Origin of the sequence: Corynebacterium humireducens NBRC 106098 = DSM 45392 (assembly GCF_000819445.1) — a bacterium.
GTDB classification, from domain to species: domain Bacteria; phylum Actinomycetota; class Actinomycetes; order Mycobacteriales; family Mycobacteriaceae; genus Corynebacterium; species Corynebacterium humireducens.
On the sequence record NZ_CP005286.1, the window covers coordinates 2,386,566 to 2,408,336 of the forward strand.

23 protein-coding genes are annotated in these 21,771 nt (G+C 69.5%); 10 read left to right on the forward strand and 13 right to left on the reverse strand.

Translation table 11 applies throughout. The features are described from left to right. Together B842_RS11730 and B842_RS11735 are read left to right on the forward strand one after the other, a co-directional pair. Positions 1-435, forward strand: a complete 435-nt coding sequence (locus B842_RS11730; protein ID WP_040086843.1) for a GNAT family N-acetyltransferase — start codon at positions 1-3, stop codon at positions 433-435. 21 nt (positions 436-456) lie between these two features. Beyond that, entirely contained in the window at positions 457-939 is a 483-nt protein-coding gene (locus tag B842_RS11735) for a GNAT family N-acetyltransferase (protein WP_040086845.1), read from the forward strand. Here the strand turns inward: B842_RS11735 and B842_RS11740 are convergent. Both B842_RS11740 and B842_RS11745 read right to left on the reverse strand, forming a co-directional pair. Beyond that, the gene (locus B842_RS11740; protein ID WP_052437921.1) at positions 915-1,934 is read right to left on the reverse strand and encodes an ATP-grasp domain-containing protein; all 1,020 of its coding nucleotides are present in this window, start codon (positions 1,932-1,934) and stop codon (positions 915-917) included. The two genes, B842_RS11735 and B842_RS11740, sit on opposite strands and share 25 nt — an antisense overlap. Further along, positions 1,935-3,227, reverse strand: coding sequence for an adenylosuccinate synthase (locus tag B842_RS11745; protein ID WP_040086847.1), 1,293 nt, complete (start codon positions 3,225-3,227; stop codon positions 1,935-1,937). Between the two features lie 103 nt (positions 3,228-3,330). Here B842_RS11745 and B842_RS11750 point away from each other — a divergent pair, with 103 nt between their 5' ends. The 3 genes from B842_RS11750 to B842_RS13300 all read left to right on the forward strand — a co-directional run bounded on the left by B842_RS11750 (position 3,331) and on the right by B842_RS13300 (position 6,335). Then, positions 3,331-4,173, forward strand: a complete 843-nt coding sequence (locus B842_RS11750) for a hypothetical protein (protein WP_040086849.1) — start codon at positions 3,331-3,333, stop codon at positions 4,171-4,173. A gap of 267 nt (positions 4,174-4,440) precedes the next feature. Next, positions 4,441-5,355 carry a PRC-barrel domain-containing protein gene (locus tag B842_RS13530; RefSeq protein WP_082028451.1) on the forward strand — a complete coding sequence of 305 codons (915 nt, stop codon included), beginning with the start codon at positions 4,441-4,443 and terminating at the stop codon, positions 5,353-5,355. Between the two features lie 296 nt (positions 5,356-5,651). Beyond that, a complete protein-coding gene (locus B842_RS13300; RefSeq protein ID WP_052437922.1) occupies positions 5,652-6,335 on the forward strand; it encodes a PRC-barrel domain-containing protein in 684 nt (227 codons plus the stop codon). A 4-nt stretch (positions 6,336-6,339) separates the two neighbouring features. On the opposite strand, the gene B842_RS11765 is transcribed toward B842_RS13300, so the two are convergent. From B842_RS11765 to B842_RS11795, 7 genes are all read right to left on the reverse strand, one after another. Beyond that, positions 6,340-7,521 (reverse strand): FUSC family protein, encoded by a 1,182-nt coding sequence (locus tag B842_RS11765; RefSeq protein ID WP_040086851.1) that lies wholly within the window; start codon positions 7,519-7,521, stop codon positions 6,340-6,342. 60 nt (positions 7,522-7,581) lie between these two features. After that, positions 7,582-8,613: a class II fructose-bisphosphate aldolase gene (gene fbaA / locus B842_RS11770; protein WP_040086852.1), complete on the reverse strand. Its 1,032-nt coding sequence runs from the start codon at positions 8,611-8,613 to the stop codon at positions 7,582-7,584. 121 nt (positions 8,614-8,734) lie between these two features. Beyond that, positions 8,735-9,934 (reverse strand): glycoside hydrolase family 76 protein, encoded by a 1,200-nt coding sequence (locus B842_RS11775; protein ID WP_040086854.1) that lies wholly within the window; start codon positions 9,932-9,934, stop codon positions 8,735-8,737. 90 nt (positions 9,935-10,024) lie between these two features. Then, the gene (locus tag B842_RS11780; protein ID WP_174520242.1) at positions 10,025-10,702 is read right to left on the reverse strand and encodes a TrmH family RNA methyltransferase; all 678 of its coding nucleotides are present in this window, start codon (positions 10,700-10,702) and stop codon (positions 10,025-10,027) included. Further along, positions 10,683-11,237, reverse strand: coding sequence for an orotate phosphoribosyltransferase (pyrE, locus tag B842_RS11785; RefSeq protein ID WP_040086858.1), 555 nt, complete (start codon positions 11,235-11,237; stop codon positions 10,683-10,685). The genes B842_RS11780 and pyrE overlap by 20 nt, the downstream gene beginning before the upstream one ends. A 37-nt stretch (positions 11,238-11,274) precedes the next feature. After that, on the reverse strand, positions 11,275-12,414 hold the full coding sequence (locus B842_RS11790) for a type III secretion system chaperone family protein (RefSeq protein WP_040087689.1): 1,140 nt from the start codon (positions 12,412-12,414) through the stop codon (positions 11,275-11,277). A gap of 34 nt (positions 12,415-12,448) precedes the next feature. After that, the gene (locus B842_RS11795; RefSeq protein ID WP_040087690.1) at positions 12,449-13,288 is read right to left on the reverse strand and encodes a sulfurtransferase; all 840 of its coding nucleotides are present in this window, start codon (positions 13,286-13,288) and stop codon (positions 12,449-12,451) included. Between the two features lie 184 nt (positions 13,289-13,472). On the opposite strand from B842_RS11795, the gene B842_RS11800 reads away from it, so the two are divergent. Then, positions 13,473-13,970: a DinB family protein gene (locus B842_RS11800; RefSeq protein ID WP_040086859.1), complete on the forward strand. Its 498-nt coding sequence runs from the start codon at positions 13,473-13,475 to the stop codon at positions 13,968-13,970. On the opposite strand, the gene B842_RS11805 is transcribed toward B842_RS11800, so the two are convergent. After that, the gene (locus B842_RS11805; RefSeq protein WP_052437923.1) at positions 13,956-14,213 is read right to left on the reverse strand and encodes a DUF7218 family protein; all 258 of its coding nucleotides are present in this window, start codon (positions 14,211-14,213) and stop codon (positions 13,956-13,958) included. The two genes, B842_RS11800 and B842_RS11805, sit on opposite strands and share 15 nt — an antisense overlap. An 85-nt stretch (positions 14,214-14,298) precedes the next feature. Between B842_RS11805 and B842_RS11810 the strand changes: the two genes are divergently transcribed. Further along, positions 14,299-14,913, forward strand: coding sequence for a nucleotidyltransferase domain-containing protein (locus tag B842_RS11810; protein WP_040086861.1), 615 nt, complete (start codon positions 14,299-14,301; stop codon positions 14,911-14,913). Between the two features lie 53 nt (positions 14,914-14,966). Here the strand turns inward: B842_RS11810 and clpB are convergent, their stop codons facing one another. Then, the gene (gene clpB / locus B842_RS11815; protein WP_040086863.1) at positions 14,967-17,525 is read right to left on the reverse strand and encodes an ATP-dependent chaperone ClpB; all 2,559 of its coding nucleotides are present in this window, start codon (positions 17,523-17,525) and stop codon (positions 14,967-14,969) included. A gap of 123 nt (positions 17,526-17,648) precedes the next feature. Between clpB and B842_RS14025 the strand changes: the two genes are divergently transcribed. Beyond that, positions 17,649-17,888 carry an MmcQ/YjbR family DNA-binding protein gene (locus tag B842_RS14025; protein WP_245631314.1) on the forward strand — a complete coding sequence of 80 codons (240 nt, stop codon included), beginning with the start codon at positions 17,649-17,651 and terminating at the stop codon, positions 17,886-17,888. A gap of 6 nt (positions 17,889-17,894) precedes the next feature. Further along, positions 17,895-18,035 (forward strand): hypothetical protein, encoded by a 141-nt coding sequence (locus B842_RS14030; protein WP_245631313.1) that lies wholly within the window; start codon positions 17,895-17,897, stop codon positions 18,033-18,035. A 53-nt stretch (positions 18,036-18,088) separates the two neighbouring features. Here B842_RS14030 and B842_RS11825 read toward each other — a convergent pair whose 3' ends face one another. Both B842_RS11825 and adhP read right to left on the reverse strand, forming a co-directional pair. Then, entirely contained in the window at positions 18,089-19,438 is a 1,350-nt protein-coding gene (locus tag B842_RS11825; RefSeq protein WP_040086865.1) for a sodium/glutamate symporter, read from the reverse strand. A 39-nt stretch (positions 19,439-19,477) separates the two neighbouring features. Further along, positions 19,478-20,509, reverse strand: coding sequence for an alcohol dehydrogenase AdhP (gene adhP / locus B842_RS11830; protein ID WP_040086867.1), 1,032 nt, complete (start codon positions 20,507-20,509; stop codon positions 19,478-19,480). Positions 20,510-20,699: 190 nt separating this feature from the next. Between adhP and B842_RS11835 the strand changes: the two genes are divergently transcribed. Then, complete coding sequence (locus tag B842_RS11835; RefSeq protein WP_040086868.1) at positions 20,700-21,770, forward strand: LLM class flavin-dependent oxidoreductase; 1,071 nt, start codon at positions 20,700-20,702, stop codon at positions 21,768-21,770. Position 21,771 lies beyond the last annotated feature (1 nt).

Sequence of the window (21,771 nt, forward strand, 5' to 3'; positions counted from 1 at the left end):
GTGCGGATCACCGCGGGTCCCCTCCGGGACCTCACCCCGCTGCAGGTGCACCAGCTGTACAAGCTGCGCGTCGACGTGTTCGTCCACGAGCAGCAGTGCCCCTACGCGGAGATCGACGACACCGACGCCCGTGACACCACGGTGCACATCTGCGCGTGGTCGCCGGAGGGGGAGCTGCTGGGCACCGCGCGCATGTTCCCCGTCGGGGAGGAGCGCCAGTTCGGCCGCTTCTGCCTCGCCCCCGCCGCCCGCGGCACGGGGCTGGCGCGGACCATCATGGAGCGGGCCCTCGAGCTCGGGGCCGACCGGCCCCTGGTGCTCGACGCGCAGGCCCCGCTCGTCGACTACTACGCGGGGTACGGTTTCCGCCCCGCGGGTGAGCTCTTCGACGACGAGGGCCTCCCCCACCAGCCCATGCGACGGGAAAAGGGCTGACGGCCGGGATACTGTGAGGGCATGAGTGAAAGCCCCCGCGTCTACGCCGTCGTCTCCCGTTTCTTCGACCTCTCCGCCCACGAGATCCATGCGCTGCTGAAGCTGCGCGCGGACGTCTTCGTCACGGAGCAGGGCTGGGCCCACACCGACATCGAGGACGTCGACATCGACGGCTCCTCCCGTCACCTGCTGCTCCATGACCTCACGCAGCGCCCGATGCCGCTGCTCGGTGCGGCGCGGGTGATCGACGCGGAGGTGGACGGGCGCGGCGTCGCGAAGCTGGGACGTATCTGCCTCACCCCCGCCAGCCGGGGCCGGGGCGTGTCGACGGCGCTCCTCGAGGCGGCCGTCGCCATGGCGCGGGAGACGTTCCCCGGGCGCGACATCGTGCTCGACGCGCAGGAGCCGCTGGTGGAGTTCTACTCCGGTCACGGCTTCGAGCCCTACGGCGAGCCCTTCACCCTCGGGCCGGTCGAGCGTCAGCCGATGGTGCTGGCCATCTGAGCGACCCGTTCGCGGGCCGTGTCAACGGTCTCCGCGGTGGCGAGCGCCACGCCCGCGGTGCCGTCGTAGAGACGGACGTCCGATTCCGGCACGGCCAGCGCTGCCGCCAGGTCCGCGGTCCCGGGCGGGCCCGTGAGGGGGGCGCAGGCGCCGGGTGAGATGAGCGTCGTGTCGATGGGCAGGCCCAGGATGGCGCGGGCGTGCAGGTCCCACTGGGAGAAGCGCTGCGTGCACAGGGTGACGGCGCCGATCCTGTGGGGGCGCGGGGTGACGGCGGAGAAGTAGACGTCCTCCCCCGCGACGAACATCTCGACCGTGAACAGGCCGCGCCCGCCGAGGGCGTTGGTGATGCGGGCGGTCATGGAACGGGCGTTCTCGAGAGCCCGCGGGTTGACCTCCATCGGCTGCCACGCGGCGACGAGCGCCCCCTCCCGGTGGGTGTGGCCGAGGGGTTCACAGAACCAGGTGGCCAGCCGGCCGGTGGCGGGGTCGACCGAGCGGACGGCGAGCATGGTGAGCTCGTGGTCGAAGTCGACGAAGCGTTCCACCATGACGCGGTCGCCCTGCCAGGCGCCCGCGAGGTCGGCCTCGGTGCGCACTACGGCGTGGCCGGAGCCGAAGGTCGCCGGCTTCACGATGCACGGCAGCCCCAGCTCCTCGACCGCCGCGGTGAACTCCTCGCGGGTGTCGGCGAAGCGGTAGGCCGTGGTCGGCAGGCCGAGCTCCTCGTTGGCGGTCCTCCGCAGGCGGTCGCGCGTCACGGTGAGCGCGCAGCCGCGGGCCGAGGGGGCGACGGTCACGCCGGAGGCCTCGAGGGCCTCCAGCGCGTCGACGTCGATGTCCTCCGTGAGGGGCACGACGATGTCGGCGCCGTGCTTCTCGACGAGCCCCCGCACCTCCGCAGCCCCCGCGGGGGCGGTGCGGACGGTGACGCCGAGGCGTCGGAAAGCGGCGGTGAGCTCCTCGGACTCCCCGAGCAGGAGGACAGTGGTCACTTACTTGTCCGCGAGGACGTCGTGGCGCACGATCGTCTGATCGCGGCCCGGGCCGACGCCGATGTAGGAGATGCGGCAGCCGGAGAGCTCCTCGAGGCGCAGGACGTAATCCTGGGCCTTCTGCGGCAGTTCCTCGAAGGTGCGGCAGCCGGTGATGTCCTCGTCCCAGGCGGGCATGGTCTCGAAGATCGGCTCCGCGTGGTGGAAGTCGGTCTGGGTGGTCGGCATCTCGTCGTGGCGCACGCCGTCGACGTCGTAGGCGACGCAGATCGGGATCTCGCCGATGCCGGTGAGGACGTCCAGCTTGGTGAGGAAGTAGTCGGTGAAGCCGTTGACGCGGGAGGCGTAGCGGGCGATCACGGAGTCGTACCAGCCGCAGCGGCGCTTGCGGCCGGTGTTGACGCCGACCTCACCGCCGACGGTCTGCAGGTACTCGCCCCACTTGTCGAAGAGCTCGGTCGGGAACGGGCCGGCGCCGACGCGGGTGGTGTACGCCTTGATGATGCCCAGCGTGGTGGTGATGCGGGTCGGGCCGATGCCGGAACCGACGCAGGCGCCGCCGGCGGTCGGGTTGGAGGACGTGACGAACGGGTAGGTGCCGTGGTCGACGTCGAGCATGGTGGCCTGGCCGCCCTCCATGAGGACGCGCTTGCCCTGGTCGAGGGCCTCGTTGAGCATGCGGTCGGAGTCGACGACCATCGGGCGCAGACGGTCGGCGTAGCTGAGGAAGTACTCGACGATGGTCTCCGGGTCGATGGCCTTGCGGTTGTACATCTTGACCAGGATCTGGTTCTTGACGTCCAGTGCGGAGGTCACCTTCTGACGCAGGATCGACTCGTCGAAGATGTCCTGCACGCGGATGCCGATGCGGTTGACCTTGTCGGCGTAGGCCGGGCCGATGCCGCGGCCGGTGGTGCCGATGGCGCGCTTGCCCAGGAAACGCTCCTGCACGCGGTCGAGGACCTGGTGGTACGGGGCGACGAGGTGGGCGTTCGCGGAGATGCGCAGGCGCTCCGGGTTGGCGCCGCGGGCGGCGAGGCCGTCGATCTCCTCGAAGAGGGCCTCGAGGTTGATCACGACACCGTTGCCGAGGATCGGGACAGCGTTCTCCGAGAGGACTCCCGCCGGGAGGAGCTTCAGCTCGTACTTCTCGCCACCGACGACGACGGTGTGGCCGGCGTTGTTGCCGCCGTTGGGCTTGACCACGTAGTCAACTTCGCCGCCCAGGATGTCGGTGGCCTTACCCTTGCCTTCATCGCCCCACTGGGCACCGACGATCACGATTGCAGCCATTATTGGGTCACTTCCGCTCAAGTTTCGGGAACGCGTGGCCGGGTGCAGCCACAGACGGCTTATCATTCTACTACCTCGCGGACTCCTTGTAGTATCAAACCTCATGCGAATGGTGATCCTGCGCTGTGGCGACGTCGAAGTTCCGGCCGGTCTGCCCGGCACCGTGGTGTCCCTCCCGGCGATTCCGGGGCGACGCGATCTCTCGCTTCTCGACGCCGCCGCGGCCGAACTCCTCCCCGAGGATCCGACGCCCTCGCTGGACGACATCGCCCGGCAGCCCGACGTCGAGCACCTCACGACCCCGGCCCTCGCCCCGCAGGCCCCGTACCTGCCGGAGCCGCTGCGCGTGGTGGTCGTGGGCACGGACGCGGCCCTGTCGGCTGTGCTCACCCGCATGATGCGCGGCGACTACCTGTGGGCGGAGGTCGCGTTCGTGCCGGTCGGCGAGTCCGTCGCCGCCCGGAACTGGGGGCTGGACGAGCCCTGGTCCACCGCCCTGGGCGGCACGGTGCGTCCGGTGCCGCTCATCCGCACTGACCTGGGCATTGCCGTCGCCGGCTCGGCCACGATCACCAACTGGGAGCCCGGGGAGATCACCGCGGAGATCATCGTCAACGACCATGTGCTGCTCCGCCACGAGGGACGTGAGGACGTGCTCTTCGACGGCGTCTTCGGCGCCCGCCTCGTCCCCATGCTCGACGCCCCCGGCATCGCCGCGGTGCAGATGCGCGAGCCGGAGAACCTGGAACTGACCTTCCGCCAGCGCCTGGCGCACCGCTTCAGCGGGTCGACCCCGCTGGACCCCTCGTCTCTGGCCACGGGGCGTGCGGTGCAGGCCGGGGGCCCGGCCCTGGCGGTGACCGTGGACGGTGTGCGTCACCGGCGCCCGCTGGAGCGCTCCACTTTCTACCGTCACCTGAGGGACCTTCAAATCGTGCGCCCCTAATGTGATTAGAATCACAAAAGAAGTTCGGGCGGTGATGGCGGAAAGATGTGGTCGCCGTCACAATCGGGTGTGCGCGGGCGTCCGGAATCCGCAGCGACCTGACCAGCGGAATCCATCAATGTCCAGATATGTGCCCAGTCCAGCGGCCGGATTGTAGCCTCCCGTCCTGCGAATGCAACACCCCTCCGCAGAACCGGGTTTTTCGTGGCAGAGCCCCGCAACCGTTCCTACGCTCGGGATCACAACCACCCCGAAAGGAACAGCGCCATGAACCGCAACATCGCAGACCTCGTCAACGCCACCGCCTACGACCGCGACGGCGAGAAACTCGGCTCCGTCAAGGAGGTCTACATCAACGACTCCACCGGTCAGCCCGACTTCGTCGAGGTCGGCCACGGCCTCTTCGGCATGAGCTCCAGCATTGTCCCCCTCCGCGGCCACCGCCTCGACGGGGAGAACCTCCAGCTCGCGTTCTCCAAGGAGCACATCAAGGACGCGCCCGACATCGACGACGACGCCCACCTCTCCGAGGAGGACCACGCCACCATCTACCGCCACTTCGGCCTGGACGGCACCCCGGACTCCGAGGTCTACGAGCGCCACGTCTTCGAGGACGACTACGCCGGCGACCGCTTCGACCACGACCGTGACCTGGAGCGCGACCTCCGTGACGCCGAGCGCCATGACCTCCACGACGCGGAACTGCGCGGGACCGACCGGGACGTCCCCGTGACTCCCCCGGCGCCGGGCACCGACGTCCACGGTTTCGGCGACTACAACCGCGAGACCGACGCCCCCGCCGACCGCCTACGTGCGGAGTCCGACCGCGAGCTGGGCCTCGACCGCACCCCCGAGGACCGTGCCGCCCGCGGCACCAGCGCCTACGGCATGAGCGACGAGCCGCGCGAGCAGTACCGCGACTACGAGACCGCCGAGCGCGACTACGCCAAGGAGACCCGCGCCCACCAGAACGACGACGCCGACCGCGGCCGCGCGGAGGCCGAGCACGACGCCCGGGAGCAGCGCGGCGTCCGCCTGCGCCGCTACCGCGTGCAGCCGGTCGACGACCGGGTCGACCCGCCGATGCGCGAGCAGCACGACCCGCGCGACCTCGGCAACGTCGACGCCGACGGCCGCCCGCTCGACGAAGGCGACGAGCACATCCCCCGCTCCCGCTTCTGAGCCGGCCCACCCGAAGCCCCCTGTGATGATTCCCACACAGGGGGCTTTTCGACGCCACCCGTTCCCCCATCCACCACAACGTGCGGCCACCTTTTCAACCCCACCCCGCCCACCTGCAGTATCCATGCCCGTCGACACATATTCCCAGTTGAGAGGCGGGATTCTAGTCCACTTTCCCCGGAATGCAATACCCCGTACCGGGACGCCACAGGACAGTGGCGCGTATCACAACAACCCACTAAACTCGACTTTATCCGTAGATATTCTACGGTGCCAGATTCGAGAGGAACGACATCATGAACCGCCGTATCGCAGACCTCGCCGCCGCCACCGCCTACGACCGTGAGGGCGAGAAGCTCGGCTCCGTCACCGAGGTCTACATCAACGACACCACCGGGCAGCCCGACTTCGTCGAGGTCGCCCACGGACTCTTCGGCATGGACTCCAGCATCGTCCCCCTTCGCGGCCACCGCCTCGACGGGGAGGACCTCCACCTCGCCTTCACCCGGGACCGCATCAAGGACGCCCCCGACATCGACGACGAGGCACACCTCAGCGATGAGGAGCAGGAGCGCTTCATCTGCCACTTCGGACTCGCCGGCACCACCGGCTCCGAGGCCTACGAGGCCTTCGACTTCCCCAGCACCCTCGCCCCCGGCGTCGCGGTCCACGGCTTCGGCGACTACAACCCCGTCGCGGACGCCTCCGCCGACCGGATGCGCGCCGACTCCGACCACAAGCTCGGACTCGACCTCACCCCCGAGGACCGGGCCGCCCGCGGCACCAGCGCCCACGGCATGAGCGACGAGCCGCGCGAGCAGTACCGCGACTACGAGACGGCCGAGCGTAAGTACGCCAAGGAGGCCCGCGCCCACCAGAACGACGACGCCGACCGCGGTCGCGCGGAGGCCGCCCGCGACAAGGAGCGGCGGGGAGCCCGTCTGCTCCGCTTCCGCAACCGGGGTGCCGAGGCCAGCTGACCGTTCACTGATCCCCGATGCCCGGCCACATCTCCGGCGGGTAGCCGGGGGTCTGTGACGTCGGGGCCAGCGCGGAGGTGGCGGACTCCCGCGACCATCCGCACACCTCGAGCAGGTCCACCGTGATCGAGCGGGCCTGGGCGAGAATGACGTACTCGGAGAGCACCGCCCCCTCGCTGACGGCGTCGATGCCGGTGCGGGAACCGATCACCTGCAGACGACGCACCAGGTCCGGGATGTCCTGCGCCTCGTTGGAGGGGGTGCGCACGTCGAAGACGTCCGAGAGCGACGCCGCGACGTCGGCCAGTTCGTCGACGATGTTGACCAGGCGGGTCGACGCCGTGTCGCGGTCCCTGCACAGCACCTGCGCCCGGCGGGCCAGCACCCGGCTGTTCCGGATCATCGACTCGACGGCCGGCAGTATGCGCTCGAGGGAGCGGACCCGCCGCCGGGAGCCCCACAGCAGCGGGGACAGCAGCGTCAGCTCCCGGCCGACCTCCGCGGCGGAGAGCATGTTGTTGATGTCGGCCTGCGTGTCGTGGACGGCCTCCAACGCCTGGTCCAGGGCGTCGGCGTCACGGGTGTCGAGGGCGAGGGCGACGTCGTCAAGCACGGAGGAACCGATGCCCAGCAGCTTCGAGACCTCCTCCCGCCCCGAGTTCACGGGGGAGGACGGCAGCAGCGCGATGGTGAGCAGACCGATCGCCGCGCCCACGAAGGCGTCGAGCATGCGGTCGGGGCCGCCGCCCTCCGTGCCGGGCGGCAGGATCGTGGCGATGAGGATCGAGCCGATCGCCGCCTGGTTGCTCACCAGCGGCGACTTCGACAGGAACGACGCCACCAGCAGGGAGATTCCCACGATGAGCGGGATCTTCCACAGGCCGTCGGGCGTGTAGTGGACGAGCAGATCGCCGAGACCGACGCCGACGACGACGCCGAAGGACAGCTCCAGGGCCCGCCGGATGCGGTCGCCGCCGGTGAGCCCCAGGATGATGATCACCGTGATCGGCGCGAAGAACGGGACCGGATGCCCGATGAGGGACTGCGCCACCCAGAACGACACCCCCGCGGCCACCGCGACCTGCACGATCCGGAAGAAGCGCTTCCGCACGCGCAGCGCCCGGGACTCCAACGAGCCCTCGAGCTGGCGGAGACGTTCCAGGGTGCCGATTCTCAGTTTGGCCATGCACCGATACTAAGCGCAGAAAGCCCCGCACAGGGCGGGGCTTTCCTCGGGTGGAGAAGACTACTTGACGGTCTTGCCCACGGAGTGCAGGTCCTGGCAGGCCTCGATGACGCGCTCAGCCATCGACTGCTCGGCCTTCTTCAGGTAGGAACGCGGGTCGTAGGCCTTCTTGTTGCCCACCTCGCCGTCGATCTTGAGGACGCCGTCGTAGTTCTGGAACATGTGCGTGACGATCGGACGGGTGAACGCGTACTGGGTGTCCGTGTCGACGTTCATCTTGATGGTGCCGTAACGCAGCGCCTCCTCGATCTTCTCCTTCTCGGAGCCGGAGCCACCGTGGAAGACGAAGTCGAACGGCAGGGCGTCGTCGCCCAGACCCAGCTTGCGGCGGGCCACCTTCTGGCCCTCGAGCAGGACCTCCGGACGCAGCTTCACGTTGCCCGGCTTGTACACGCCGTGGACGTTGCCGAAGGTCGCGGCCAGCAGGTAGCGGCCGTTCTCACCGGTGCCGATGGCGTCGATGGTCTTCTCGAAGTCCTCCTCGGTGGTGTAGAGGTTGGCGCCGGCCTTGGCCTCGACACCGTCCTCCTCGCCGCCGACGACACCGATCTCGATCTCGAGGATAATGTTCGCCTTGCGGGACTTCTCCAGCAGCTCCTTCGCGATCTCCAGGTTCTCGTCGATCGGGACAGCGGAACCGTCCCACATGTGGGACTGGAAGAGCGGGAGCTCACCGGCGTCGACGCGCTCCTGGGAGATGGCCAGCAGCGGGCGCACGAACTCGTCGAGCACCTCCTTCTGGCAGTGGTCGGTGTGCAGGGCGACGTTGACGCCGTAGTGCTTGGCGGCCTCATGCGCGAAGGAGGCCAGGGCGACGGCGCCGGCGACCTTGTTCTTCACGGACAGACCGGAGCCGAATTCGGCGCCACCGGTGGAGAACTGGATGATGCCGTCGGACTCGGCCTCGGCGAAGCCGCGGAGAGCGGCGTTGATGGTCTCCGAGGAGGTGCAGTTGATGGCCGGGAAGGCGTAGCCGCCCTCCTTGGCCCTGTCGAGCATCTCGTTGTAGATTTCGGGAGTCGCGATAGGCATAGGGTGATCCTCCGGGTTAGCAAACAGGTCCGTATACCAGTATGCCTCCCTTTGGCCTCCCGCGCTCGCAACAGAGGGCGGAAAACCCGCGTCACCTCCCCCCCCGCCCCGCGCGCGGGGATCAGGACCGCTGGGTCTCCGCGTAGGTGGACACCCGGGCGGCGGCCTCCAGCAGCATCCAGCCGGAGAGCTGGACGGAGAGATCGCGTTCGTCGATACGCAGGACGCCGAGGGCCTCCGGCAGTGACGACGGCGCCAGGCCGAAGTTGTGCGGCAGGCGGGCGTCGGCGGTCCAGTCGGTGGCGAAGACGGGCAGGCCGTCCACCTCGAGGCGGCGGTTCCACACGGACTCCGCCGAGGAGAGGACCAGGCGGGCGGCGATCTTCTTCGCGGCCCGGTTGGCGGCGTTGTCGGAGGGCAGGCGCACCGCGACGTCCGCGAGGTAGCGCGCGAGGATTCCCTTGAACAGGCCGCCGTCGCCATCGCCGGTCTGCCAGTCGATGATGCCCGCGGGGGTGGCCATGTGGACCGCCACCGCCTGCACCAGCGAGCGGATGCGGGTGATGTACGGCATGGCCTCGTCGACCGCGTCGGCGTCGGCCATGTCGAGGATGCCGTCGGCGTGGGCGAAGCCGGCCTTCTCCCGCAGGGCGAGGGCGATCTCCAGGTTCGCGCCGAGGGTCACCCCCTGGCAGTACGGGTGGAGGTTCTCCACCAGCTCGGGGCCGTGCATGCGCATGCGGATGCCGTCCATGACGAGGCCGTCGTCGTTGATGAGGTTCCCGTGGATCCACTCCACGATCGTGCGGGCCTGCCCGAGCCGGCCGGTGCGCGCCATCATGATGGCCGCCGGACCGTTGGAGGGCACGTTGTAGAACGTCTCCCCGGTACGCCACGGCAGGACCCCGGTGAGGGAGTCGATGCCGTCGACGATGTTGTGCTCGAGGCGCGGCAGGACGGTCGGCATGGGCACCTGGCTGAGCGCCCCGGCGCGCCGCAGGGCGAGCGCGAGCCACGCCTTGTCGTCGTAGTAGCGGTTGGAGGTCAGCGGCCCGAGGTTGCGCAGACGGATGCCGTTGATCGTGTTCGCGACGATCCGGCGGCGCGCGCGGGTGGGGCGGCGCTTCGTGGCGTCGACGAGGCAGTCGAGGTAGTGCGCCTGCCACCAGTAGTGCCAGTGGTGGAGGAGCCGCTCCTTGGTGGTCGGCGGCCAGCTGACCACCGCCAGGTTGGTCCGCGGAATCCCCCAGACACGCGCCGAGTGGCGCTCGTTGATGGCGGCCTCCGCCAGGTCGGCGCGGTGCGCCCAGGTTTCCTGCACGTTCTTCCCGTCGCTCCGTAGCTTCCGTGTGTTACACCCCGTTGTGTCACACAAGGATAACGATTTCCTTGCGATTGCGTCACTACAAGGTCACCAGGCGTGACGCAGATCTCCATGCTGCCGGATCCAGGCGTGCATCGCTATGCCCGCCGCCACCCCCGCGTTGATCGACCGCGTCGACCCGAACTGGGCGATCGAGCACGTCATCAGCGCCCCCTCCGCCGCCTCCGGGGTGATGCCCGGCCCCTCCTGCCCGAACAGCAGCAGGCACTCCCGCGGCAGCTGGGCGGTCTCCAGCGGCACCGAACCGGGCGTGTTGTCGATGGCCACGACGGTCAGCCCCTGGTGCGCCGCCCACGCGAGCAACGAGTCCACGTCCGGGTGGTGCATGAGGTGCTGGTACCGGTCGGTGACCATCGCGCCCCGCCGATTCCAGCGCCGCCGCCCCACGATGTGCACCGTGTCCACCGCGAAGGCGTTGGCGGTACGCACGACGGTGCCGATGTTGGCGTCGTTCTCGAAGTTCTCGATCGCCACGTGCAGCGGGTGCCGCCGCGTGTCGATGTCCCGGACGATCGCCTCCCGCGTCCAGTAGCGGTAGGCGTCCACCACGTTGCGGCGGTCCCCCTCGGCGAGCAGCTCCGGGTCGTAGCGGTCAGCGTCGGGGCCGGTGGGCCACTCCCCCTCCCACGGGCCGACGCCATGCCGGCCCTCACCCCACTCGGTCGGCCCCTTCTCCACTCCGGGATCAGGCGAGACCAAGGTCATCCAGGCCCAGGAGGTAGCGGTACTCGAGACCCTCCGCACGGATGACCTCGTCGGCGCCGGTGGCACGGTCCACGACGGTGGCCACGCCGACGACCTCGGCGCCGAGCTCACGCAGCGCCGCCACGGCGGTCAGCGGGGAGTTGCCGGTGGTCGTGGTGTCCTCCACCACCAGCACCTTCTTGCCCACGACGTCCGGACCCTCCACGCGGCGCTGCATGCCGTGCTTCTTGGCCTCCTTGCGCACCACGAACGCGTCGATCGGACGGCCCTCAGCGTGCATCACGGCGGTGGCGACCGGGTCCGCGCCCAGGGTCAGACCACCGACGGAGACGTAGTCCCAGTCGGAGGTGAGCTGACGCAGCAGCGCACCGATGAGCCTCGACGCCTCGTTGTGCAGGGTCGCGCGGCGCAGGTCGACGTAGTAGTCCGCCTCCTTGCCCGACGACAGGGTCACCTTCCCGTGCACGATCGCCAGCTCCTTGACCAGTTCGGCCAGCTGTGCGAGCTGCGTCGCGTCGACATCAGTACGGCTCATGGGATTCTCCTTCAGGTACGGGGATCTACCCGAAACCTTAGTCGTCGAAGAGGGAGGAACCCCCACTGAGATCACGCGGCATCCGCGCGCCCCGGGGCCCCTCCTCCGGCTTCTCGACGCCGTCCGCGATCGCCTCCACCTCATCCGCACCGATGTCCCGCGGCTCGACGACGCCGCGAGCCACCGCCTGCCGACGACTCGGCAGGTCCAGCGGCTCCTCCGGCCGCTGCACGAGGGGACGCTCGCCGGCGTCGACGCCCTCGCGGGCCACCGCCAGCACCCCGAAACCGGGCTGCGGGGGTTCCGGCATCTGCCGGGTGGGGTCGAGGTCGTCGAGAAGCAGCGTCTGGGAGGCCGTGGCCTTCGGCGGCAGGGCGCGGGCGACGTCGGAGAGCATCGCCAGCGGCGCGAGCATCTGCTCCCAGTCGCCGCGGTGCGAACCCTTCGCCGTCTGCGCCAGCACCCAGTCGGACTCGATCCACACGGCGGTGACCACGTCCGGGAACACCTCGAAGGCGGTGGTGAAACGCTCGTCGACCAGCCGCTCCGCCACTCCCGTGTCGGTGGCGAGGACACGGAAGTCCCCCACCGTGAACGCCTCGATCAGGTCGTCCGAGGACTCCTGCTCGAGGGCGGCGATACGGCGGGCGTCGATGACCACGTCCGACCCCGCACCCCGGCGCATCGCCATGACGTTGACGCCGCCGAGATCCATGAGCAGCATCTCGTGGCCGTAGGCACGGCCGCTGACGATGTCGCGGGCCACCGCCCCGCTCGCCGCGGCACCGCGCGCCCATTCGTCGTTGAGCCAGTCATCCGTGCGGGCGAAACCGTAGCCCTTCTCCTCCGCCCAGGCGCGACGCTCGCGACGCAGCGCGCCGGGCAGGCTCAGCCCGTGGCGACGTTCCGGGGCGGGGGCCGGCGCAGGCTCCGGCTCGGGCACAGGGTCCGGGTCCTCCGCTTCCGGCTCCGGCTCCGGGGCGTCCGTCTCCTCGGGGGGCGGCGGGAGGTCGGTGTCCTCCGGCGCCCGGTCCTCCGTCACCGTCTGCTCCGTCTGCACCGCCTGCTCCTCCCCCTGCTCCGGCGCAGGGGCGACCCGCTGGCGGGCGTCGACACGCCACAGCACAGCCGCCGCACCAGCGGCGAGAGCAGCGAGGGCAAAGGCAATGGTGGACATCATCCTCGACAATAGTTGCCCGCGGGCGTTTTCCTCAGAAGCCCCGCTGGACCGGGTTCCCCGGATCGGCCGACCACTGGGACCAGCCGCCGACGTAGTGCGTCGCACAGCCCAGTCCGGCGTACTCCATCGCGGCGATCGCCAGGGCGGAGTGGTTGCCGGAACCGGAGTAAACGATCACCCGCTCCGGGGAGGTGATTCCCTCCCGCGCGAAACGCTCCCGGATCTCCTCCGGGGCGCGGACCGTCCAGTCCTCGTTGAGCAGATCGCGGACCGGGATGTTCACCGCGCCCGGGATGTGCCCCGCCTTGAGGTCGAGGAACTCACGCTGTCCCGCGAAGCGGCGGGCGTCGCGGGTGTCCACGAGGACGCCCCCGGAGGCGATGTGGTCACGGACGTCGTCGATCTCGGCGACAGGCAGCTGCCCCGCCCGGACCCGCCCACCGATGGCGGTGGCGAAGTTGCCCGGACCGCCGACGATGGGGAAACCCAGCTGGTCCCAGAGACGGAGACCACCGTCGAGGATCTGCACGTCCGCGATGCCCGCCCACCGCAGGATCCACCACGCACGGGCCGCCATGAGTCCCCGGCCCTCGTCGTAGACCACGACGCGGCTGTCCTCGTCGAGGCCCCAGCACCCGAACCAGTCCTGCAGGTGGTGGGGCTCCGGGAGGGGGTTGCGTCCCTCGGCGGAGCTCGGGATGCCGGCCAGCGCGTAGGGCGGGTCGCAGAACAGGGCGGTCGGCATGTGCTCCGACTCGTACTTCTTGTAGCCGCCGCCGTTGCCCGGGGCCCAGTAGGAGGCGAGGACCGTCTGCGGCTGACCGTGCCAGATGTCGTCGCGCAGTGACTCCGCGCTCACGAAGGTGCTCATGTGTCCCGATGGTAGGTGCTGCCGGACGGAGAGCCGGCCGTCCTCCCGCGGGCGGGTGTAGGCCACCGCGCCCATCGCCGGGGACAGGACTCCAGACGCGCACCCGTCGGCGAGGATGAGCGCGACCGTGGTGGATGCGTCGCCGTTCATGGGACCAGCGTACGGACGCCGGTAGCATGGCGACATGAAAACGACAGACACCATCCGCGACCTCATCGGCCGCGTCGAGCACTCCCTGTCACAGCTCCGCGACCTGTCGCCGCAGGAGCTCAACACCCACCCCGGCGGGCACCCCAACTCCCCCGCCTGGCTGCTCTGGCACGTCGGCCGGGAACTCGACATGCAGCTCGCGCACATCTCCGGCGGCGAGGAGGTGTGGGCCCGCCACCGCGACCGTTTCAACCTCGGGGACATCGGCGACACCCTCGGGTACGGCCACACCCCCGAGGAGGCCCGCTCCGTGCTTCTCGACGACCACACGCTCCTCCGCGCCTACATCCGCGAGGCGCTCAGCGCCGTCGCCGCGCACGCCGCGCGGGTCACCGACTGGGGCGAGGTCGTCGACACGTACGACGGGGAGCCGGTCACCCGCCAGGTGCGCGTGACGTCCCTGCTTCTCGACGCCCTCGAGCATCTCGCCCAGGTCCACTACATCGCCGGCATGCCGTCAATGGTTCCGTAGGGCCTCGATGAGCTCGGCCTTCCGCATGCCGGAACGTCCCTCGATGTCGAGCTCGGCGGCGCGTTTCCGCAGCTCCTCGACGGTCCAGTCCTCGTAGCTGCCGGCCTCACCCCCTTTTCGGCCCACCTCCTCCCGGGAGGTGTTCGCCGCCGCGTTGGCGATCCGGGCGGCCTTCTCCTGGCTCGCGCCGTCCGCGCGCAGCGCCTCGTAGAGTTCACGGTCCTTGATCGGGTCCTGTGCCATGGGCCCCAGCGTAGCGACTGTCCCCCGGGCGTGCGCTACGATAGTTGCGTAAAAGCAATTTCTGCTGCACTCCGGGAGGTGTGCCGTGCGCCTGCAGAACCCGTTCGCCGTCCTGAGCACCACCGGCCTCGACTCCCAGGTCCTCCAGGTGACCGCGGGTACCGAGCAGCTGTTGTCCGCCACCCAGATCTCCGAGCTGCTCCCCGAGGGAGGCACCCGGCAGGGCGTGCAGAAGGCTCTCGACCGCCTCGTCGACCAGGGCATCATCACGGAGACGACGGTCGGCCGGTCACGGGCCTACACCCTCAACCGCCACCACCTGCTCGCCGACGCCGTCCTGAGCATCCACCGCACCCGCTCGACCCTGCTGACCAGGACAGCCGCCGCGGTCGCCGCCTGGCCCGTCGCCCCCACCACCGTCACCCTCTTCGGTTCCGCGGCCCGGGACGACATGCGCACAGACAGCGACATCGACCTGCTCATAGTCCTGCCCGACGACGCCGACCATGAGGCAACGGACCAGCAGGTGCACGACCTCGCCACCGCGATGTCCCTCTGGACAGGCAACGACGTCCGCCCCCTGGTCTACCGCGAGTCGGAGGTGTCCCCCACCCCGGTCTTCGATGAGATCCTGCGCGACGGCATCCCCGTGGCCGGCGACCGGTCCTGGTTGCGGAGACATCTCCGCGCCACCTCATAGCGACGCCGCCCGCTCCCCGGGGTGGGGAACGGGCGGCGTCGATAAGCGGGGGTCTAGCCGCGGGAGACGTCCAGCGACTCGCCGCCCTCGGCGACGTCCACGCGGACGGTGTCGCCGTCGCGGATCTCGCCGGCCAGCAGCTCCTTGGCCAGGCGGTCACCGATCGCCTGCTGGATCAGGCGACGCAGCGGACGGGCGCCGTAGGCCGGGTCGTAGCCGCGCTCGCCGAGCCAGGACTTCGCCGCATCGGAGACCTCCAGCACCAGGCGGCGGCCCGACAGGCGGGCGGCCAGCTGGCCGATCTGGATGTCGACGATGTGGGTCAGCTGCTCCTGGGACAGCGGGTCGAAGATGACCACGTCGTCGAGGCGGTTGATGAACTCCGGCTTGAACGTCCGCTTCACGGCCTCCATCATCTGCTCGCGGGTGCCACCGGCACCCAGGTTCGAGGTGAGGATGAGGATCGTGTTGCGGAAATCGACCGTGCGGCCCTGGCCATCGGTGAGACGACCCTCGTCGAGGACCTGCAGCAGCACGTCGAAGACGTCCGGGTGGGCCTTCTCGACCTCGTCGAAGAGCACGACGGTGTACGGGCGACGGCGGACGGCCTCGGTGAGCTGACCGCCGGCGTCGTAGCCGACGTACCCCGGAGGGGCACCGACGAGACGGGCGACGGAGTGCTTCTCGCCGTACTCGGACATGTCGATGCGGACCATGGCACGCTCGTCGTCGAAGAGGAACTCCGCCAGCGACTTCGCCAGCTCGGTCTTGCCCACACCGGTCGGACCGAGGAAGAGGAAGGAACCGGTCGGACGGTTCGGGTCGGCGACGCCGGCCCGGGCGCGACGGGTCGCGTCGGAGACGGCCTGCACGGCCTCCTCCTGTCCGACGACACGGTTGCCCAGCACCTTCTCCATGGCCAGCAGCTTCTCGGTCTCACCGGCGAGCATCTTGCCCGCCGGGATACCGGTCCACGCGGAGACGACCTCGGCGATGGTGTCCGGGGTGACCTCCTCGCTGAGCATGGCGTTGTTGGCGCCGTCCGCCACCGCGGCCTCCGCCTCGGCGACCTCCTTCTCCAGCTCCGGGATCCGGCCGTAGCGCAGCTCGGCGACCTTGCCGTAGTCGCCGTCACGCTCCGCGATCTCGGACTCCTGGCGCAGCTTCTCCAGTTCCTCCTTCGCACCGCGCACCTTGTCGATGCTCGTCTTCTCGTTCATCCAGCGGGCCTTGAGCTCGCCGAGCTTCTCGCGCTCGTCCGCCAGCTCGGACTGGAGCTTGGTCAGACGCTCACGGGAGGCGGCGTCGGTCTCCTTCTGCAGGGCGACCTCCTCGATCTCGAGGCGGCGCACGATGCGCTCGAGCTCGTCGATCTCCTGCGGCGAGGAGTCGATCTCCATGCGCAGGCGGGAGGCGGCCTCGTCGACCAGGTCGATGGCCTTGTCCGGCAGGAAACGGTTGGTGATGTACCGGTCGGACAGGGTGGCGGCCGCGACCAGCGCGGAGTCCTGGATGCGGACACCGTGGTGGACCTCGTAACGCTCCTTCAGGCCACGGAGGATGCCGACGGCGTCCTCCACCGAGGGCTCACCGACGTAGACCTGCTGGAAACGACGCTCCAGCGCGGCGTCCTTCTCGATGTACTTGCGGTACTCGTCGAGCGTGGTGGCACCGACCAGGCGCAGCTCACCGCGGGCGAGCATCGGCTTGATCATGTTGCCGGCGTCCATGGCGGACTCACCGGTGGCACCGGCGCCGACGATGGTGTGCAGCTCGTCGATGAACGTGACGATCTGGCCGTTGGAGTTCTTGATCTCGTCGAGAACCGCCTTGAGGCGCTCCTCGAACTCGCCGCGGTACTTCGCGCCGGCCACCATCGAACCCAGGTCCAGGGAGATCAGGGTCTTGCCCTTGAGCGACTCCGGGACGTCCCCGGCCACCATGCGGCGGGCCAGGCCCTCCACGATGGCGGTCTTGCCGACGCCCGGCTCACCGATCAGCACCGGGTTGTTCTTGGTGCGGCGGCTGAGCACCTGCACGACGCGGCGGATCTCCGAGTCACGGCCGATCACCGGGTCGATCTTTCCCTCGCGGGCGCGGGCGGTGAGGTCGGTGGAGTACTTCTCCAGCGCCTGGAACTGGCCCTCCGGGTCCTGGTTGGTCACCTTGGAGGCGCCGCGCACGGACGGGAAGGCGCCCTTGATGGCGTCGTAGGTGGCACCCCGGCCGGTGAGCAGCCGAGCCGCGTCGGAGTCGCCGCGGGCGATACCGGCCATGAGGACCTCGGTGGAGACGTACTCGTCGCCGAGCTCGCCGGCCAGCTCCTGGGCGGCGGTCAGCGAGTTGAGGGCCTCGCGGTTGAAGTTCGGGTTGGCCAGGTTGGCGCCCTCGGCCTTGGGGTAACCGTCGACGAGCTCGCGGGCCTCGCGGGCCACGGTCTCGGGGTCGACGCCGGTGGCCTTGAGCACCGGGGCGGCGATGCCGTCCTGCTGGTCGAGAATCGCGGCCAGCAGGTGGGCCGGACGGATGTCCGGGTTACCGTTCGCGGAGGCCGTCTGCAGTGCGGACTGCAGGGCCTCCTGGGTCTTGGTGGTGGGGTTGAACGAGCTCATCGCACGTTTCCTTTCTCTTTCATTGGTCAGCTACTAGTAGTAACGCCTCAAGAGTTGAGTCTGTTCCACTCAAGGGGAAAAACTTTGAGTCGGGCACGCTCAAGTTTAGGGCAGGATGGTGCCATGAGCCCCACGCTTTACGACGCCGCCCGCGCCCGCGCCACCGAACTCCCCGGCGCGGAGAGGACCTTCCCCTTCGACGGCCACAACGCCGACATCGAGGTGTGGAAGGTCCGCGGGAGGATGTTCGCGATGCTCACCCGCGGGGTGGTCACCCTCAAGGCCGACCCCCACGAGGCGGAGATGCTGCGTGCCACCCACGACTGGATTCAGCCGGGGTGGCACATGAACAAGAGGCACTGAATTTCGGTGGGCGACGGGGTGTTCGCGGAGGGCGCGCAGTACCTGCACGACCTGGTCACCGACTCCTACCTCCTGGTGGTCGCCGGCCTGCCCCGCCGGCGGCGACCGGTCGACCCGGCGACGTTCGGCCGGGACGAAGGTGGATAGCCGGTACGTAAGGCGTTTTTCAGGGCCCTCGGCAGGGCCTTACGTACCGGCGATCACCCTCCGACCTTCGCGGCGGCCCGTTTCTCGGCGCCCGGCGTCTTCTTCGTGAAGATCGGCACGAGGATGACCGCCACGCCGACGATGAGGGACGCCCAGCCCAGGCCCGCGGTGAGGCCGGCGAGCACCGCGATGGGCGCGAGGATGGTCATGCCGATCTCGAAGGGGGCGAATCCGACGTAGGCCACGCCGTACTCGTTGAGCGTGCCGGACTTGAGCTTCGGGTCGACGATCTTGAGCAGGGCGATACCGGTGGCGACGGCCGCGGTGGCCCAGCCCCAGGAGAAGATGCCGCGCTCGAGCCACTTCTCGCCGAAGAACTCCGGCGAGAGCACGAAGAAGATGAACGTGCAGTACACGACGCCGAGGACGAAGAGGACGAGCAGCGGCACCCAGTAGTCGGCGATGGCGGCGGGCACGATCGACGCGACGCCGAAGGCGATGAGGTAGTCGGTCGCGGCGCCGGACATGGAGTTGACGGTGTTCTTGTCCAGGAAGTCCTTGCGGCCGAGGCCGGAGAGGAGTGCGCGTCCCAGCAGGCCGATGACGAACGACATGGCGAACAGCGGGATGGACACGTTCGGGAGGATGCCGGTGATGAAGCCGTTGACCAGGTAGGCGACGAGCACGGTGAGCATGACGAAGCCGAGGTGCAGGGCCAGCGGTTCGATGGAGGAGGGGTTCGTCGTCGCCTTACCGATCGACGGGCGCTCCTTGACGTTGTCGATGTAGCCGGAGCGCAGGTCCCACGGCAGTTCGCCGGGCATGGTGGAGGCGCGGCCGGTGCGGATGCCCCAGTTGGCGAAGATGAGGCCACCGACAATGGCGGCCAGGGTGCCCACCGTCGCGGCGGTGAAGCCCAGGGAGCTGGCGGCGACCGCCCCGGCCTCCTCCAGGGAGTGGCCGACGGCCGCCGCGGTGCCGAAGCCGCCGACGAAGCCCACCGGCAGCATCATGCCGAACCAGCTCTCGGTGCCGAAGAGGGGCTTGAACAGGAAGACCCCTAGCAGGATGAACAGTCCCCACTGGCCCATGAACATGCCGGTGGAGTACGACCACATCTGCCGGGCGCCGGTGCGCACCGAGGGGGTGAGGTCCATGGCGTAGGCCATCGAGGCGAAGACGAAGGCGATGAGGATGCCGGTGTAGGTGCCGATCTGGTCGGAGAAGTTGATCCAGCCCAGCACCTGCGGGCCGAACACCAGGCCCAGCAGGCCGGCGGTGATCGAGGCCGGCAGGAGCAGTCGCTGGAACAGCGTGACCTTCCTGCGCAGCAGGTTGCCGACGACCATGAGCAGGGAGATCCAGCCGACGTCGATAAGCAGGCTGTAAGGGGTGTAGTCCATACCGCTCAGCTTATGTCAGGTGGTAGGACCATACAGCACTCAGTACTTGATGGACATGCGTCCCTCGATCTTGCCGTGGCGCATGTCCTCGAAGACGGAGTTGACGTCGTCGAGGGAGCACTCGTGCACGGTCGGCTTGATCATGCCACGGGCGTAGAAGTCGAGCGCCTCCTCGAGATCCTGGCGGGTGCCGACGAGCGAACCACGGATCGTCAGCGCCTTGAACACGATCTCGAAGATGGGGGCCGGGAAGTCCCCCGGCGGCAGGCCGTTGAACACGATGGTGCCGCCCTTGCGGGCCATGCCGATGGCCTGGCCGAACGCCGCCTCGTGGACCGCGGTGACGAGGACGCCGTGCGCGCCGCCGCCGGTGAACTCCTGGACGGCCTCCGCCGGGTCGGAGTGCTTGGCGTTCACGGTGAACTCCGCGCCGTGGCGCTTGGCCAGCTCGAGCTTGTCGTCGGCGATGTCGACGGCGATGACGCGCATGCCCATGGCGACGGCGTACTGGACGGCGATGTGGCCGAGGCCGCCGACGCCGGAGATGACCATGAACTGGCCGGGCCTGGTCTCCGCGACCTTAAGGCCCTTGTAGACGGTGACGCCGGCGCAGAGGATCGGGGCGACCTCGACCGGGTCGGAGCCCTCGGGGATGCGGGCGCAGTAGCGGGTGTCGACGAGCATGTACTCGCCGAAGGAGCCGTTGACGGTGTAGCCGCCGTACTCGGCGTCGTTGCACAGGGTCTCCCAGCCGGTGCGGCAGTGCTCACAGGTGCCGCAGGCGGACCACAGCCACACGTTGCCGACCATGTCACCGACCTTGAGGTCGTGGTCGCCCGGGCCGAGCTCGACGATCTCGCCGACGCCCTCGTGGCCCGGCACGAACGGCGGCTCCGGCTTCACGGGCCAGTCGCCCTCGGCGGCGTGGAGGTCGGTGTGGCAGACGCCGGAGGCGTGGAGCTTCACCAGCGCCTGGTGGCGCCCGGGGGTGGGCAGGTCGATGTCGCGGACGTTAACGTCGGGGCCGAACTGCTCGACGACGGCGGCGCGGAAGGTGGCGGGGGCAGACATGGGAGATCCTTTCGGAGTGACGAAAATGTGCTACCAATCACACTAGCGGCCCGGCCAGTATGACCGCCATCACATTTTCCAATTCTCATCAAATATTCAGCAACTCCTGCGGTGCCACCTCCCTCTGCGCACGCACCCTCGCCGGGCGCTGCCCCGCCACACTCCTCCAGCAGAAAGTAGACTCAGCCGCGTGAAAGCCTTCGGATTCCTCAGTTTCGGTCACTACGCCATCGGCAACCAGCCCGGCCCCGGGGCCGGCGACACCCTCCGCCAGGCACTGGAGCTGGCCGTCATCGCCGACGAGCTCGGCGTGAACGGGGCCTACTTCCGCGTCCACCACTTCGCGCCCCAGGGCGCCTCCCCGATGCCGCTGCTCGGCGCCATCATCGGCGCCACGAAGAACATCGAGGTGGGCACTGGCGTCATCGACATGCGCTACGAGAACCCCCTCTACCTCGCCGAGGAGGCCGCCGCCCTCGACCTGCTCTCCGACGGTCGCGTCGCCCTCGGTGTCTCCCGCGGATCACCGGAACCCGCCCGGCGCGGCTGGGAGGCCTTCGGCTACTCCGCCACCGAGGCCAACGGCTCCGACATGGCCCGCGACAAGTTCGAGCGTTTCCTCACCGCCATCGACGGCTACGGCGTCGCCGAGGCCGCCCCCGCCGAGGAGCAGTACCCGCGCATGTACCAGCCGGGCACCCCGCTGCCGGTGTTCCCGCACTCCCCCGGCCTGCGCCGCCGCGTCTGGTGGGGCGCCGGCACCCACGCCAGCGCCGAGCAGGCCGCCCGCGACGGCGTCAACCTCATGAGCTCCACGCTCGTCTCCGAGGCCGACGGCTCCCCCCTCGCCGACCTGCAGGCCGAGCAGATCGCCCGCTACCGCGCCGAGTGGGCCGACGCGGGCCACGACTGGACGCCGCGGGTGTCGGTGTCCCGTTCCGTGTTCCCCATCGTCGACGACCGCACCCGCGACCTCTTCGGCCTCCAGGCCACCGGTCGCGACCAGATCGGCTCCCTCGGCGAGGGCACCCCGGTCACCTTCGGCCGCACCTACGCCGCCGAGCCGGACACCCTCATCGAGCAGCTGCGTGCCGACGCCGCCGTCATGGCCGCCGACACCCTCATGCTCACCATCCCGAACCAGATGGGCGTGGAGGTCAACCGGACGATCCTGGAGGCCTTCGCCGAGCACGTCGCCCCGGCGCTGGGCTGGCGCCCGGCGTCCGAGGGCCGCGTCGAGGGGTACCCGCTCGAGGGGTAGC